Source organism: Lawsonibacter asaccharolyticus, from assembly GCF_022453915.1.
Lineage (GTDB): Bacteria > Bacillota > Clostridia > Oscillospirales > Oscillospiraceae > Lawsonibacter > Lawsonibacter asaccharolyticus.
Genome location: NZ_CP091870.1, coordinates 577516 through 592990, shown reverse-complemented (window position 1 = coordinate 592990; position 15475 = coordinate 577516). Strand labels below are relative to the sequence as shown.

Genomic DNA, 15475 nt, shown 5'->3' with positions numbered 1-15475 from the left:
TCTTTTCCAGGATGTGCTGCGTTTTGGATATCATCATCGTTGGCAATGGAAAAATGGGCTTCAGCCTGGCCGACCAGCTCGCCAGTGAGGACCACAGCATCACCATCGTGGACACCCATGAGGCCGCCCTGCGCCGTGCCTCTGACACGCTGGATGTGATGTCCGTCAAGGGAAATGGTGTCTCTGCCGCCGTCCTTCGGGAAGCTGGGGCAGAGCACGCCGATCTGTTGATCGCTGCCACCAGCACCGATGAGGTCAACATGGTCTGCTGCCTCACAGCCAAAAAAATGGGCACCAGCTACACCATCGCCCGGATCCGGAACCAGGAGTACACCTCTGGCCTGGCGGAGCTGAAGCGGGACCTGGGCATCGACATGGTCATCAATCCGGAGAATGCCACCGCTGTGGAGATCTCCCGGCTGCTGCGCTTCCCCTCCGCCGCCAATATCGAGACCTTCTGTCGGGGCCGGGTGGAGCTGATGGGCTTCCGCCTGATGGAGGAAGACTTTCTGGTGGGCAATCCGCTTCAGGACCTGTCCAGCCAGGTCAAAAAGCTCTCCCTCCTGTTCTGCGCCGTAGACCGGGACGGCGAGGTCATCATCCCCAACGGCTCCTTTGTCCCCCAGGCAGGGGATAATCTCTACCTCATCGGCCGTCCCACCGGCCTGGATCAGTTCTTCCGCCTTCTGGGCCGCTACACCCCCAAGGTGCGGCGGGTCTTTCTCGTGGGCGGCGGTAAGATCTCTCTGTATCTGGCCATCCTGCTGGAGAAGATGCAGATGCAGGTCAAGATCGTAGAACTCAGCGAGGCCCGCTGCCGTTTTCTCAGTGAACTGCTCCCCCATTCCACCATCATCTGCGGCGACGGCACCGATCAGGAGCTTCTGGACTCAGAGAACCTCTCCTCCTGTGATGCCTTCGTGGCTCTCACCGACCGGGATGAAGACAACCTCATCATCTCCCTGTACGCCGCCCAGCTGGGCCTTTCCAAAGTCATCACCAAATCCAACCGGCAGAACTACAACCGTATCGCCCAGGCCGTTGGTCTGGACAGCATCATCTCCCCCAAGCAGCTGGCCACCTCCCACATTCTCCAGGTGGTCCGGGGGATGCAGAACTCCCAGGGCAGCGTGATGAACGCTCTGTACCGCATCGCGGATGGGGCCGCCGAGGCCATGGAGTTTACCGTCACCGCCTCCACCCGCCATCTGGGCACGCCCCTGCGGGACCTGTCCCTGAAGCCCGGTATTCTGGTGGCCGTGGTGGCCCGGGGAGGCGAGATCATTATCCCGGAAGGCTCCACGTCCATCCAAGAGGGGGACTCTGTCATCCTCATCTCCCGAGACAGGCGTCTTCAGGATCTCAACGACATCTATGACGAGGGCGAGCACACCTTCTCTGCCCCGGGGGGCATGTCATGAATCTGAAATTGGTATCCCGGCTGGTGGGCCGCGTCCTGCTGGTCGAGGCATTCTTCATGCTCCTGCCGCTGGCGGTCGCCCTGCTGTACCAGGAGGACCCCGCCCCCTTCCTGTTGACCATCCTGCTGATGGCCATTCTGGGACTGGCCCTGTCCGCTGTACCCGCCACCCGGCATTTCTACGCCCGGGAGGGCTTCTTTGCCGTGGGCCTGATCTGGCTGGTCACCGGCGTGATGGGGGCGCTCCCTTTCTACTTCTCCGGCACCTTCCCCTCCTTTGTGGACTGCCTGTTTGAGTCGGTGTCCGGCTTCACTACCACCGGTGCCACCATCCTCACCGACATCGAGGCCCAGCCCCGTGGCATCCTGTTCTGGAGGGCATTCACCCACTGGATGGGCGGCATGGGCGTGCTGGTGCTGCTCACCGCTCTGCTCCCCTCCCTGGGCATCCGTTCTCACTACCTCACCCAAGCGGAAACCCCGGGCCCGGTCTTTTCCAAGCTGGTCCCCAAGCAGTCCCAGACCTCCAAGATCCTCTACGGGATCTACTGCGCCATGACACTGGCCGAGGTCGCCCTGCTGAAGCTGGCCGGCATGCCTCTGTACGACTCGTTTATCCACGCCTTCTCCACTGCGGGCACCGGCGGCTTCTCCAACCGCAATGCCAGTGTAGGCGCCTATGGCGACCCCGTGCTGGAGATGATCATCGCCGTCTTCGCCCTGCTGTTCTCCATCAATTTCGCCATGTACTTCCTGTTGCTGTGCCGCCGCTTCCGGGAAGTGCTTCAGAGCGATGAGCTGCGCTTTTTCCTGGTGGTGGTGGGCCTGTCCACCGCCGTCATCGCCTTCAACATCCGGCACCTGTATCAGGGGCCTCTCCAGTGCCTGCGCTATGCCTTTTTTCAGGTCTCCTCCATCATCTCCACCACCGGCTTCGCCACGGCAGACTTCTGCCTGTGGCCTCAGTTCTCTCAAATTATCTTTATCCTGCTGATGCTGTGCGGCGCCTGTGCCGGTTCCACCGGCGGCGGCATCAAATGCTCCCGCATCCTGCTGGCTGGCCGGGCCATCCGCCGGGAGGTCCACCGCATCATCCACCCCCGCTCTGTGGAGATCGTGAAGCTGGACGGCAAGCCGGTGGACGAGTCCACGCTCGCCTCCGTGCTCCTTTTTATCTCCTGTTATGCCATGATCACCCTAGGTGCCTCCCTGGTGGTCGCCCTGAACGATTTTCCCTTTACCGAGACCCTTACCTCCGTCATCACCTGCATCAGCAACACAGGCCCGGGACTGGGCGCGGTGGGACCGGCCGGCAATTTCTCCGCTTTCTCCCCCTTGAGCAAGCTGGTCCTCTCCCTGTGCATGATCATCGGCCGCCTGGAGATCTTCCCAATTTTAGTCATGTTCAGCCGCAGTACTTGGCGCCGGGTCTAGGCAGATCTCTGCGTTTTTTCTCCATTCCCGCGGTTTGTTTTTTACTTAACGATAAATTCTCTATTGCAAAGCCCGTCTAGTATGGTACAATATGACCATAACAGCGGTTGCATGGAAGGGCCTCCGCTCTGGCGGGGGCCCTTTTTCCAAGCGCGAAGGAGTGTGTTGAATGATGGACAATCTGTTCTGGATCGGTTTCGTGGGCGCGGCCATTGCCATTGCGTTTGCCTGGCTCCAAAGCCGCAGGGTCATGACCTTCTCCGAAGGCAGTGACAAAATGGCCAAGATCGCCGCCTCCATTCGGGAGGGGGCCAACGCCTATCTGAAGCACCAGTACACCACTGTGGCGAAGGTCTTTCTGGTGGTCTTCCTCGTCCTGCTGGTGATGGCCTTTGCCACTGGGGGAGAGATGCTCTCTCAGTTCACCCCCTTCGCCTTTCTCACCGGAGGTATCTGGTCCATGCTGGCCGGCTTCGTGGGCATGAAAATTGCCACCAGCTCCAACGCCCGCACCGCTCAGGCCGCCAGCGAGAGTCTGAACAAGGGCCTGCGGGTGGCCTTCTCCTCCGGCTCTGTCATGGGTTTCACTGTGGTGGGTCTGGGCATGCTGGACATCTCCATCTGGTTCGTCATCCTCCGCTTCGTGGCCGGCATCGACGACCCCCTCACCCTGGGGAACATCATGGTGATGAACGGCATGGGCGCCTCCTTCATGGCCCTGTTCGCCCGGGTGGGCGGGGGCATCTACACCAAGGCGGCCGACGTGGGCGCCGATCTGGTGGGCAAGGTGGAGGCTGGCATCCCGGAGGATGACCCCCGCAACCCCGCCACCATCGCGGACAACGTGGGCGACAACGTGGGCGATGTGGCCGGCATGGGTGCCGACCTGTACGAGTCCTATGTGGGCTCTATCTTGGCCACCTTCTCCCTGGGCGCCATCGCCGGGTACGGCTGGGCGGGCATGATCCTGCCCATGATGCTGGCCGTCTGCGGCATCGTCTGCTCCATCATCGGCTCTTTCTTCGTCAAGACCAAGGAGGATGCCACCCAGAAGTCCCTGCTCACCTCCCTCCGCACCGGAACTTATCTGGCTGCGGCCCTCTCCGCCGTGGCCGCCGCCCCCCTGACCTATCTCATGCTGGGGAACTGGGGGGTCTACATCGCCATCCTCTGCGGGCTGGTGGGCGGCTGCGCCATCGGCTATTTCACCGAGTATTACACCTCTGACACCTACAAGCCCACCCAGCAGCTGGCCGACGCCTCTGAGACCGGCTCCGCCACCATCATCATCGGCGGCATCTCCCTGGGGTTGAAGTCCACCATGGCCTCCATCCTCATCGTGGCCGCGGCGGTCATCGTCAGCTTCTACGCCGCCGGCGGCAGCCAGTCCTTCAACCTGGGCCTGTACGGCATCGGCATCGCCGCAGTGGGAATGCTCTCCACTCTGGGCATCACCCTGGCCACCGATGCCTACGGTCCCGTGGCTGACAACGCCGGAGGCATCGCCGAGATGTCCGGCCTGCCTGAGGCCGTTCGCGAGCGCACCGACGCTCTGGACTCCTTGGGCAACACCACCGCAGCCACCGGCAAGGGCTTCGCCATCGGCTCCGCCTCCCTCACCGCCCTGGCCCTGCTGGTGTCCTATGTGAGCATCGTCCAGGAGAAGACCCCGGAGACCCTGGACCTGTCCCTCACCAATCCCTTGATGCTGGTGGGGCTGTTCATCGGCGCCATGCTCACCTTCGTCTTTTCCGCCTACACCATGAGCGCGGTGCAGACCGCCGCCCAGTCCATCGTGCTGGAGGTCCGCCGCCAGTTCCGGGAGATCGCCGGCATCATGGAGTACAAGGCAGACCCCGACTACGCCTCCTGCGTGGCCCTGTGCACCAAGGGCGCTCTGCGGGAGATGGTGAAGCCCGCCCTGCTGGCCATCATCGTCCCCATCCTCACCGGCCTGATCCTGGGCCCCGTCGGTGTGGCGGGCCTGCTGGGCGGCGTCTCCGTCACCGGCTTTGCCATGGCCGTGTTCATGTCCAACGCCGGCGGTGCCTGGGACAACGCCAAGAAGTACATCGAATCCGGCCATCACGGGGGCAAGGGCTCCGAGTGCCACAAGGCCGCCGTGGTGGGAGACACCGTGGGCGATCCCTTCAAGGACACCTCCGGCCCCTCCCTGAACATCCTCATCAAGCTGTGTTCCACCGTGTCCATCGTTTTCTCCGGTCTCATCGTGGCCTTCCATCTGCTGGGTTAAACCCCAACGCAAAAACAGTCCGTAATTCTTCTCGGAAGAATTACGGACTGTTTTTATTTTCAGAAAAAAGCGGGGCTGATCCTCTGGACTCCCCCCTGCTCAGGCGGCCTCCCGTTCTCCTGCTGGAGGGGCGATCTCCTTGTGATACACATGTCTCAGGAACACCGTACACAGGACTACCGCCACCAGCTCCGCGATGGGGAAGGCCCACCAGACCCAGTCCAGCACGCCGACCCTGGAGAGCAGGAAAGCCACTGGAAGCAGTACGAAAAGCTGCCGGACAACAGAGACCACCAGACTGAGCACGCCGTGCCCCAGTGCCTGGAATACGGCAGTGGCCACGATACAGTAGCCTGCAAACAAAAAGCTGTAAGAAATGATACGCAGTGCCGGCACTCCGATGCGCAGCAGATCGCCGGAGGCACTCTCCCCGGACTGGAAGAGCCGCAGCAGCGCGGGGGAGGCAAACTGGAAGATGAGCAGCCCCACCAGCATGATGCCCACTGCGTAGCAGACGCTGAGCCTGATGGTCTTCATGATCCGGGCGGGCTTCCGCGCGCCGTAGTTATAGGCCACGATGGGCACCATCCCATTGTTCAATCCAAAGACGGGCATGAAGATGAAGGACTGGAGCTTGAAGTACACGCCAAAGACGGCGGTGGCCGTCTGGGTGAAGGCGATCAGGATCTGGTTCATCCCAAAGACCATCACCGAGCCGATGGACTGCATGACGATGGAGGGAATGCCCACGCTGTAAATACCTCCGATGATGGTGCGGCTGGGCCGGAAGCCCCGCACCGACAGATGGAGGTCCGGATTCTTCTTTAAATTGAAGAACAGGCCCAGGATCGCCGCCACGATCTGTCCGGTAACAGTAGCCAGCGCCGCTCCGGCCACCTCCATCCTGGGGAAGCCGAACAGGCCGAAGATCATGATGGGGTCCAGGATGATGTTGATGATGGCGCCGGTGGCCTGGGTGAACATGGTATAGAGCGTACGGCCGGTGGCCTGGAGGGTCCGCTCCAGTGTGATCTGGAAGAACACGCCGAAAGAGCACACACAGCAGATCATCATGTAGCTCTCGCCGTAGTCCACGATCCGCTGGATGTCCGTCTGGATGGTGAAGTACAGGCGGGAACAGGTCAGGCCGATGACTGCGAACACCAGAAAACTGAGGGCACTGAGGAACAGTCCATTCATCGCGGTGCGGTCCGCCTTGGCCTGGTTGCCCTCGCCCAGGCTCTTGGACAGCAGGGCGTTGATGCCCACACCGGTGCCCACCGCCACGGCGATCATCAGATTCTGCACCGGAAAGGCCAGCGACACGGCGTTCAGCGCGTCCTCGCTCAGCTGTGCCACAAAGACGCTGTCCACCACATTGTAAAGCGCCTGGACCAGCATGGATATGACAATGGGGATCGCCATGGTCAGCAGCAGCCGGTTTTCCGGCATGACCCCCATTTTGTTTTCCTGCGCCTGGTTTTCTGTACTCAACCCGACTGCCTCCTTTATGATCCGATTCGAGTGTTTTCGTCCAAATGCGAAACATATTTATTATATAGATGCATCCCCTGCTTGTCAAGATTTCCATTCTCTGTTTTGCTGCGGCCGCACAAGGAAGATGTTTTTGCAGTGCAGACAGCAATAATCCTCCTCTGTCAAGGTAAACTAAGGAAAGACCTTTAGACACAGGAGGAATCATATGGAACCACGGAAGATCACAGAGGAGACGCTGGCGGCCTTTGCCCGACAGCTGGGAGAGGAGGAGCGCAGCCCCGCCACCCTGGAAAAATACCTGCGGGAGGTCCGCCAGTTCGCCGCCTTCCTGGGCGGCCGTGAGGTGACCCGGGAGCTGGCCGCCGCCTGGAGGGAGGAGCTGGCCGCCCGCCAGTCCCCCGCCACGGTCAACGGCAAGCTGACTGCCCTGGACCGCCTGCTGGCTTTTCTGGGCTGGGAGGACTGCCGGGTGAAGCACCTGCGGGTGCAGCGGCAGCTGTTCCGGGACTCCGCCCGGGAGCTCAGCCGGGAGGAGTACGCCCGGCTGGTGGAGACGGCCCGCCGCCTGGGGCGGGGTCGGCTGTCCCTGCTGATGGAGACCATCTGTGCCACCGGCATCCGGGTCAGCGAGGTGCGCTATATCACGGCGGAGGCAGTGCGGGAGGGCCGGACGGAGATCGCCCTGAAGGGGAAGATCCGCACCATCCTTCTGCCGGGGAAGCTGTGCCGGAAGCTGGAGAAGTACGCCCGGCAAAAAAAAATCACCTCCGGCGAGCTGTTCCTCACCAGAAGCGGCAGGCCCATGTCCCGGAAGCAGATCTGGGCAGAGATGAAGGGGGTGTGCCGGGCGGCCGGGGTCGCTCCGTCCAAGGTCTTTCCCCACAACCTGCGCCACCTGTTTGCCCGGTGTTTCTACCGGGTGAGCCGGGATGTGGCAAAGCTGGCTGACGTGCTGGGCCACTCCAGCATCGAGACCACCCGCATCTACCTCATCTCCACCGGCGCCGAGCATGCCCGGACCCTGGATCAGCTGCGGCTGATCTCCTAGCTTATGACAAAATCGTTCTTCCGTCATCAAAAATATGCGGGATAGAGCGGCGTTGACAGTTTCCTCCTTTCCAGGCAGAAGAAAAAAGTGTCTAAAACATCAGGATTTTCTGAAAAAAGGCACGACAAATCAGGCCAAAAAGAAAAAATGTTTTTTGGCCTGATTTGTCATGCCTGAATCTGGAAAAAAGATTGATTTCTATTTCAGAAAATGGTAAAATATAAACTACTCCAATTATGTATTTTGAAATTTTGGAGCAATTTTAATGACAGAAGAACGATTCTGTCTATAAATGGGAGGGGGTCGTATGGGGTAACGAAAGAGAGCCGCATCTCCCAAGGGGAGAACGCATTGCAGGAGCCCCAGACACAGGGGATCACGGTCACCCGGGAGCAGATCGGCTCCTATCTGTCCAGCCTGGGGGAACGAGGGCGGAACCCCAGCACAGTATCCTCCTACCGAAAGAAGCTGGAGCTGCTGTATGCCGCCCTGCCCGGCGGCCGCATCGGCCGGGGCACCCTGCGCCAGTGGCGGGAGCAGCTGCTGGACCAGGGATACTCCCCCAGCACGGTCAACACCAGCGTGTCCGCGGCCAACAGCTTCCTGGAGTGGCTGGGCTGCAGGGAGTTCCAGCTGACGGGGCGGCTCTCCTGCGGCAGGGATGCCCAGCTGGAGCTGACCCGGAGCGAATACCTGCGCCTGCTGTCCACCGCCCGGGCTCTGAGACAGGAGCGGGTCTATCTGCTGATCAAGCTGTTCACCTCCACCGGATTGCCGGTCCACGAGCTGGAACAGGTGACGGTGGAGGCGGCGGGCGAGGGGGTCCTGCTCCTCCCGGGGGAGGCGATGCCCCAGCGCCTGCCCGACTGTCTCCGGAGGGAGCTGCTGGACTACGCCCGGAGGCGGGGGATCTCCTCCGGCCCCATCTTTGTCACCCGCACCGGCCGCCCCTGCGGCCGGGCCGGGGTCTCTGTCAGCATCCGCCGGCTCTGCCGGGATGCCCAGGTCCCCCCGGAAAAGGGCAACCCGCGGTGCCTGCGGAAGCTGTATTACACCACCCGAGCGGAGATCGAGGCCACTGTGGCCCAGCTGGTGGAGCAGACCCATGAGCGCCTGCTGGAGGCGGAACAGGCCGCCGTCGGCTGGGGCGGCTGTCGGGAGGTGAGGGGCGCCTGAACACACCGCCCGCCCTGGGCGGGCTGACTACACTCTGTTCGAGATGAGAAAAGGAGAAATGCGACATGCGAAAACTGAGAAAACCGCTGAGCTGGCTGCTGGCGGTCTGTATGCTGTTCAGCCTGCTGCCCGGCACGGCCCTGGCGGCGGACCCTGGATCCACCACGGCGGACACCAGCACCCTGACCAGCTGGCAGGATGTCTTCGGGGTGGGAGCTGATCAACACCTCTCCACCAAGGACATCGGACGCATCTGGACGGATAAAACTGTGTCCACCGAGGATATCGTCCTCAGCGGTGATATCGGCCAGGATGTGACGGTCTCCAAGGAGACTGATGCCGACTTCCTGGTCGGCTTGTCCGCCCTGGGCTCGGCGGCCACCATCGTGGATAAGGCCAGCGTGCCCGTTGATACTGTGTTTATTTTGGATATGTCTCCTAAAATGGGAGACCCGGATGCAAAAGCGGAAGCCATGCTGACCGCGACAGAATCCGCTATCCGCACCCTGATGGCCGCAAATCCCAACAACCGGGTCGCGGTGATCGGATATTCCGATTACGCCTCTGTGCTGCTGCCTCTGGATCACTATCAGAACGGGGCGCAAGCTGACTATTTTAATTATGATCCCAACACCATAGGAACTGGCGGCAAAGTAACCGCTTATGGGATCAACAGCAGTACAAATCCCGTTGAAAATACATTTGATATCGATCGGCAGAGTTCCGGCACCGATAAATACACCCAGTCCGGTATTTATCTGGGCGCACAGCAGCTTCTCAATGCCGACACCACCGTTAGGGTGGGCGGGGCCCAGGTCGACCGGGCACCCCAGATCATCCTGCTATCTGAAGGCGAGCCGAAGGACGGCGATACCAACATCACCGCTCCCCCAACAACTAACAGTAATAATATCCAAAAATTTGTAGTTGGAGATGGTGCGGGCAGTGATGAATCCCGCCACGCCCAGTCCTTCGCTATGATGATGACCGCCGCCTATATGAAAGGGCAGGTGGAAGATCATTATAGTTCCAGCGCCAGCTTTATCACCATCGGTGTGGACCCAGGCAGTGCCGATGCCCCCAACCTGGCCCGTCTCTGCCTGAATCCGAAGGAGGAGCTCTCCTCCAATACGCACGCCAATGATTTTAATAATTATTTCAACGAGTATAAAACAAACACCAGCGTTGATATCATGAGATATGGCGGAGGTGCAAGTCGTACTGACCGCGTTACATTTAATGACTTCCCTGCATCCGTCACCAGCCTCGCCTATAACGATGCCTATTATGAGGTGTCGGATGTAGGCGACAGCACTGCCTGGGAAAGCATTTTTGAGGAGATCGCAAACAGCATCTTGACCTCCGCCCCGCAATACCCCACAGAAACCCCCGAGGGGGCAGATGGCACCGGCGGAGAGAAGGGCACCCTTGTCTTCACAGATAAGCTCGGCGCTTATATGAAAGTCACGGGGACTCCCCGCCTTGTCTTCGCAAACCAGCAGTTCGAAGGAAAGACCACAGATGGTGGAAAGACCTACATATTTGAGGGGTCTATTGACGCCAACGAGATCTATCCCGGGGCGGCCAGCCTTGAGTATATGACGCTTGAGGTCTCAACGGATCAAAACGGCCAGCAGACATTGACCTGGACGATCCCTGCCGCGCTTCTGCCCCTGCGTACTCTTACAGCGACCAGCAGTACCGACTCCACCGGAGTTACAAGCCATACAATCCAGCAGGATCGGGGTGCCTACCCCATCCGCCTGTTCTACTCGGTGGACCGGGATGAGACCGTCACATTCGATCAGGACGACAACGACTACCTGATCGCCCACTCCAAAGACGGCACCACCAGCTTCTACAGCAACGCCTGGGATGCCGCCGCCAAGGATGACGCTCAGTACGGCACCGCCACCGCCGTCTTCACCCCCGCCGACTCCAACGCCTTCTACCACTACACCGAGGACACCCCCCTGTATGTGCTGGTGGACAATGTTGCAGGCGGCAACCAGAAGCTGCTGACGCACCAGGAGGCCCTGGATCACCTGCTCCAGTCCACTGTTATTCCCGAGCGAGGGACTGTTGTGATCAATGGAACGACCTATAATATCGTGCGCGCCAAGGATGAGCATAAAGGCAAAGGCGCCGCCTTCTTCTATGAGCACCGGTATTATCAGGCGCAAGGCACAGGGGACGCGGGCGTGCTTGAGGCCGACCTGCTCACCGACTACCATCTGGTGCTCAACCCCCAGGCGCTCATCGGCCACACAGATGGAGACGCCGACGGCCTATACATTAAAGCAGGCTCCGCCAAGCTGAGCCGTGTGTCCGACGGCAGCGCCGACAAGACCAGCAACGTGACCGGCACCGCCGTCCACTACCGCCACCCGGTCTATAATGTGGACGACACCACAGTCACCGTCCGCCTGGGCAACAACGGCCTGCGCACCGAAAAGACCCCCACCGGGACGCTGACGGTGAAGGTAAATGGGGACATAGCCGACGCGGACCCAGATCAGGAATTTACCTATACCCTCGGCCTGTACAACGCCAGTTCCAACAATCAAGGCGCTGTGGATCCCCTGGACGGAAAATATTCCATCACGATCGATTCCAGCAGTGTTGAAATCCAGAACGGCGGGATCTTCAAGCTGAAGGCCGGGCAGACAGCCACCATCTCTGGCCTGCCTGTGGGTACGGCCTATCAAATCACGGAGGACTCTCCCCCAGAGTACACCCCCTCCTATACCAACGGCGACAGCGAATTTACCGGTCAATCTTACGGCGTGATCCGGTATGTTCAGGGAGAGACTGACCCCCAAGCCTCCCTGACCATCACTTATGCCTATGATCCCACAGCGAGCAGCTATACCCTCTCTTATAATGCAAACGCGAGGACTTGGGGAACCCCCGCTAATATGCCCGGCAACGAGACTGTTACCGGCGGCGAGGTCACACTTTCTTCTCAGGTCCCCACCATTACGCTGAATGAAGCAGGCAAAAAAGCCGTCTTTGTGGGCTGGACTGAGACAGCCGTAGACAAAATCTACAGTGTGGGGGACACGCTCGACTCAAGCACGGTTTACGCCGCTGGCGAAAAATACACCATCTCCCAAAATACCACCCTATATGCCGCCTGGGGCTACGACACCGACGGTGACGGCAAGCCCGACGTTACAGAGGACAAGCGCACCGTGACCTATAACGCCAACGGCGGCACGTTCGGCAGTGATGAGACCAAAACCGAGACGGTCCCGGCGCAGCCCAGTTACAGGCTGAACACCACCGCCGAATTCAAGCCCACCCATGCGGATCATAACAGTACAAAGGTGGCCTTTGTGGGCTGGTCTGAGACTCAGCACAGCGACATTTACGGACTGAATGACAACTATGATGACAGCATCCTCGCCGACACGGTGGATGTCTCTTCGGAGGATAAGACCGTCTACGCCGTATGGGGCTATGACACCAACGGCGACGGCAAACCCGACGTGCAGGATGAGTCCTATGGCATCACCGCTTCTGTTGATGGAGGCAACGGCTCCATCACGCCCCCGACCCGCTATGTGCTCGCCGGGACGGATGCCGAATTTACCATCCAGCCCGAGGAAAACTACGCCCTGGACACCGTCACCATTGTGAAGAAGAATATCGACGATACCACAGTGGAAACTAATACCTACCGCAACGACGGGGAGACCGAGATCCCCGGCTATACCAGCGGAACCCTCACCTTGAGTGATGTCCGGTCCAACTATGCCATCACCGTCACCTTTGCGGAGGATGCGGACAAAGACGGCACTCCGGACAAGTACGACCGCACCCTGACCTATGACGCCAACGGCGGATATTTCGGCAGTGAGGGCACGACCGAAAAGACGGAGACCGGCCTGAACGACGGGGACAGACACACTCTGAAATCCACAGACGAGTATCATCCCTCCCACGCCGACCAGGACGGCCATAAGGTGCTGTTCATCGGCTGGACAACAGATACTTCCGCACAGAATAAAGTCTATAAGCGCGGCGATACTCCGCCCAAAACCTCCACGCGCCTGACCATCAGCGGCGATATGACGGTCTACGCAGTGTGGGGCCTGGACAGTGACGACGACGGCACGCCGGATGTCACCGAAGATGACCACCACATCACCGCTACCGCCGGGCCCAACGGCTCCATCAATCCCAAAGAAGCCTATGTGTCCGATGGAGGAAGCGCCACCTTCACCATCACCCCCGTCAGCGGCTACGCCGTGGACACCATCACCATTGACAGCACAGCGCATAAAAATGACGGAACGGCTCCCGCCCCCGGCACCAGCTGGACTTCCTACACCTTTAAGGATGTGACGGAGGATCACACGATTTCTGTCACCTTCGGTCTGGACGAGGACGACAACGGTGTGCCTGACGCCAACGAGCCGGAGGCCGCCTATACCCTGACCTACCACGCCAACGGCGGCGCGTTCGACGGTCAAACTGATCCATATGTGGTAAACGATGTGGCGGCAGGCCCGCATACTCTGAGCGACATCGCTGCTCCCACCCACGACGCTGTGGAGTACAACGGACAGCAGGATGTCCCCGTCCTCTTCATCGGCTGGATGACTGAGGACGACCACGAAACCATTTACAGCGTCGAGGACACCGCCCCCAACACCGTGACCTCTGTCGCTATGGATGAGGACAAGGCGGTCTGGGCCGCCTGGGGCTATGACGAGGACGGCAACGACAAGCCCGATGTCACTGAGACCCAGTACACCGTCACCGCCCGCGTGGAGGGCGAGGGCGGCTCCATTGATCCGACCAGCAAGACCGTAAACGCCGGAGAGGACGTGGAGTTCACCATCGACGCCAAGGACGGCTATGCCCTGGACACCATCCAGGTGAACAGTAAAACTGAGTACACCAACGACGATATAACCGCTCCTTTTGAGGGCACCTGGACGCTGGAAAATGTTCAGGAAGCGGCCGAAGTTGTGGTCACCTTCGGCGAGGACGAGAATGACAACGGCGTGCCCGACGACAAGGAGGAGCCGGAGGAGGAGCAGTACACCGTCACCGCCTCCTCGGACAGCGAGGAGCAGGGCTCCATCGATCCCACCGAGGCGACCGTAGACGCCGGAGATGATCTGCCCTTCACCATCCACGCCGAGGACGGCTGTGCCCTGGACTACATCACCGTCAACGACGATGTGGTCTACTCCAACAACGACCCGGAGAACGCCTTTACCGGCAGCTGGACCCTGGAGGATATCCGGGAGGACAGCGAAGTGGTGGCCTATTTCGGTGCAGATGAGGACGAAGACGGCGTGCCCGACGAGCCCTCCTACTGGACCATCGAAGCCTCCGCCGGAAGCGGCGGCGGCATCGACCCGGAGGGGGATGTGTTCGTCCCGGACGGCGGGGACCAGCGCTTTGACTTTGACCCCGACCGCGGCTATGAGATCGACCGTGTCCGGGTGGACGGAGACAGTGAGCGTGTCCGCAGCTCCTACACCTTTGAGGAGGTGACGGAGAACCACACCATCCGCGTCACCTTTACGGAGACCGACGAGGGCGGTGACGATGATGACGACGACGATGACGACGGCGGCATCACCTATCTGACCATCACCGCCACGGCCGGCGAGGGCGGCTCCATCAGCCCGGACGGCCGGGTGCAGGTGGCCTATGACCGGAACAAGAGCTTTATCATCCAGGCGGACCAGGGCTATGAGCTGGCGGACGTGCTGGTGGACGGCAGGAGCGTGGGAGCCGTGGGCCGCTACACCTTCGAGAAGGTGCATAAGAACCACACCATCACCGCTGTCTTTACCGCCAGCCAGAAGCTGAACGGCGTGGACCGCTGGCTGAATACCCGGGACCACATCGCCTACCTCAGCGGCTATCCCGACGGCACCTTCGGCCCTGACCGGAACATGACCCGGGCCGAGGTGGCTCAGATGTTCTACGCCCTTCTGAATGACCAGAATGTGCCCGCCACGGTCTCCTTCTCCGATGTGCCCGACGGCGCCTGGTACGCTGACGCGGTGGAGACGCTGGCCTCCCTGGGCATGTTCACCGGCTATCCTGACGGCACCTTCCACCCCAACAGCACCATCACCCGGGCTGAGTTCGCGGCGGCGGCCCTCTCCTTCGCCGATATGGCTCCCAGTGCCCGGTGCAGCTTCCCCGATGTGTCCGCGCAGGACTGGTTCTACCCCTATGTGGCCAGCGCCGCAGAGTACGGCTGGATCGGCGGCTACCCCGACGGCACCTTCCGCCCCAGCGGCTCCATCACCCGGGCCGAGGTGGCCGTGATCGTCAACCATATGCTGGGTCGGACCCCGGACCAGAGCTTCGTGGACCGCAGCCTGGACCGGCTGGTCAGTTTCTCTGACCTGAACAGCAGCCACTGGGCCTTCTACCCCATCATGGAGGCTTCAAACAGCCACGACCACATCAAGGCCGGCGGCTCCGAGCAGTGGACCGGCATCAACAACTGATCCCGGCTTCCCTCTGTCCCATAGAAAAAGGGCCCGTGGGCACGACAAGTCGTGCTCACGGGCCTTCGTTTTTCTATGCCTTGCTCTCCAGTCGTCATATATACATAGGAAAGGCCCGCCGCTCATGGCGGCGGGCCTTTCGAAGAGGAGGTATCGTC

The 15475-nt window shown here is 60.5% G+C and carries 7 protein-coding genes; 6 read left to right on the top strand and 1 reads right to left on the bottom strand.

All coding sequences use genetic code 11. From position 1 onward, the window contains the following. Positions 1-23 precede the first annotated feature (23 nt). The 3 genes from trkA to L9O85_RS02685 all read left to right on the top strand — a co-directional run bounded on the left by trkA (position 24) and on the right by L9O85_RS02685 (position 5108). Entirely contained in the window at positions 24-1421 is a 1398-nt protein-coding gene (gene trkA / locus L9O85_RS02695) for a Trk system potassium transporter TrkA (protein WP_050622633.1), read from the top strand. Beyond that, a complete protein-coding gene (locus tag L9O85_RS02690) occupies positions 1418-2854 on the top strand; it encodes a TrkH family potassium uptake protein (RefSeq protein ID WP_050622634.1) in 1437 nt (478 codons plus the stop codon). Before trkA ends, L9O85_RS02690 begins: the two co-directional genes overlap by 4 nt. A 172-nt stretch (positions 2855-3026) precedes the next feature. Then, positions 3027-5108, top strand: a complete 2082-nt coding sequence (locus L9O85_RS02685) for a sodium-translocating pyrophosphatase (protein WP_108981504.1) — start codon at positions 3027-3029, stop codon at positions 5106-5108. 99 nt (positions 5109-5207) lie between these two features. On the opposite strand, the gene L9O85_RS02680 is transcribed toward L9O85_RS02685, so the two are convergent. Further along, the gene (locus L9O85_RS02680) at positions 5208-6569 is read right to left on the bottom strand and encodes an MATE family efflux transporter (RefSeq protein ID WP_050625349.1); all 1362 of its coding nucleotides are present in this window, start codon (positions 6567-6569) and stop codon (positions 5208-5210) included. A gap of 241 nt (positions 6570-6810) precedes the next feature. Here L9O85_RS02680 and L9O85_RS02675 point away from each other — a divergent pair, with 241 nt between their 5' ends. The 3 genes from L9O85_RS02675 (at position 6811) to L9O85_RS02665 (ending at position 15317) form a co-directional block, all read left to right on the top strand. Beyond that, positions 6811-7653, top strand: a complete 843-nt coding sequence (locus L9O85_RS02675) for a tyrosine-type recombinase/integrase (RefSeq protein ID WP_301579468.1) — start codon at positions 6811-6813, stop codon at positions 7651-7653. A gap of 351 nt (positions 7654-8004) precedes the next feature. Continuing rightward, on the top strand, positions 8005-8829 hold the full coding sequence (locus L9O85_RS02670) for a tyrosine-type recombinase/integrase (RefSeq protein ID WP_301579467.1): 825 nt from the start codon (positions 8005-8007) through the stop codon (positions 8827-8829). Between the two features lie 65 nt (positions 8830-8894). Then, on the top strand, positions 8895-15317 hold the full coding sequence (locus L9O85_RS02665) for an S-layer homology domain-containing protein (RefSeq protein WP_301579466.1): 6423 nt from the start codon (positions 8895-8897) through the stop codon (positions 15315-15317). Positions 15318-15475: the final 158 nt, after the last annotated feature.

Bases quoted from the DNA above. Each gene is read 5' to 3' on its own strand.
- L9O85_RS02690 (WP_050622634.1), top strand. From the start codon at position 1,418: ATGAATCTGAAATTGGTATCCCGGCTGGTGGGCCGCGTCCTGCTGGTC.
- L9O85_RS02685 (WP_108981504.1), top strand. From the start codon at position 3,027: ATGGACAATCTGTTCTGGATCGGTTTCGTGGGCGCGGCCATTGCCATT.
- L9O85_RS02665 (WP_301579466.1), top strand. From the start codon at position 8,895: ATGCGAAAACTGAGAAAACCGCTGAGCTGGCTGCTGGCGGTCTGTATG.
- L9O85_RS02675 (WP_301579468.1), top strand. From the start codon at position 6,811: ATGGAACCACGGAAGATCACAGAGGAGACGCTGGCGGCCTTTGCCCGA.
- L9O85_RS02680 (WP_050625349.1), bottom strand. From the start codon at position 6,569: ATGGGGGTCATGCCGGAAAACCGGCTGCTGCTGACCATGGCGATCCCC.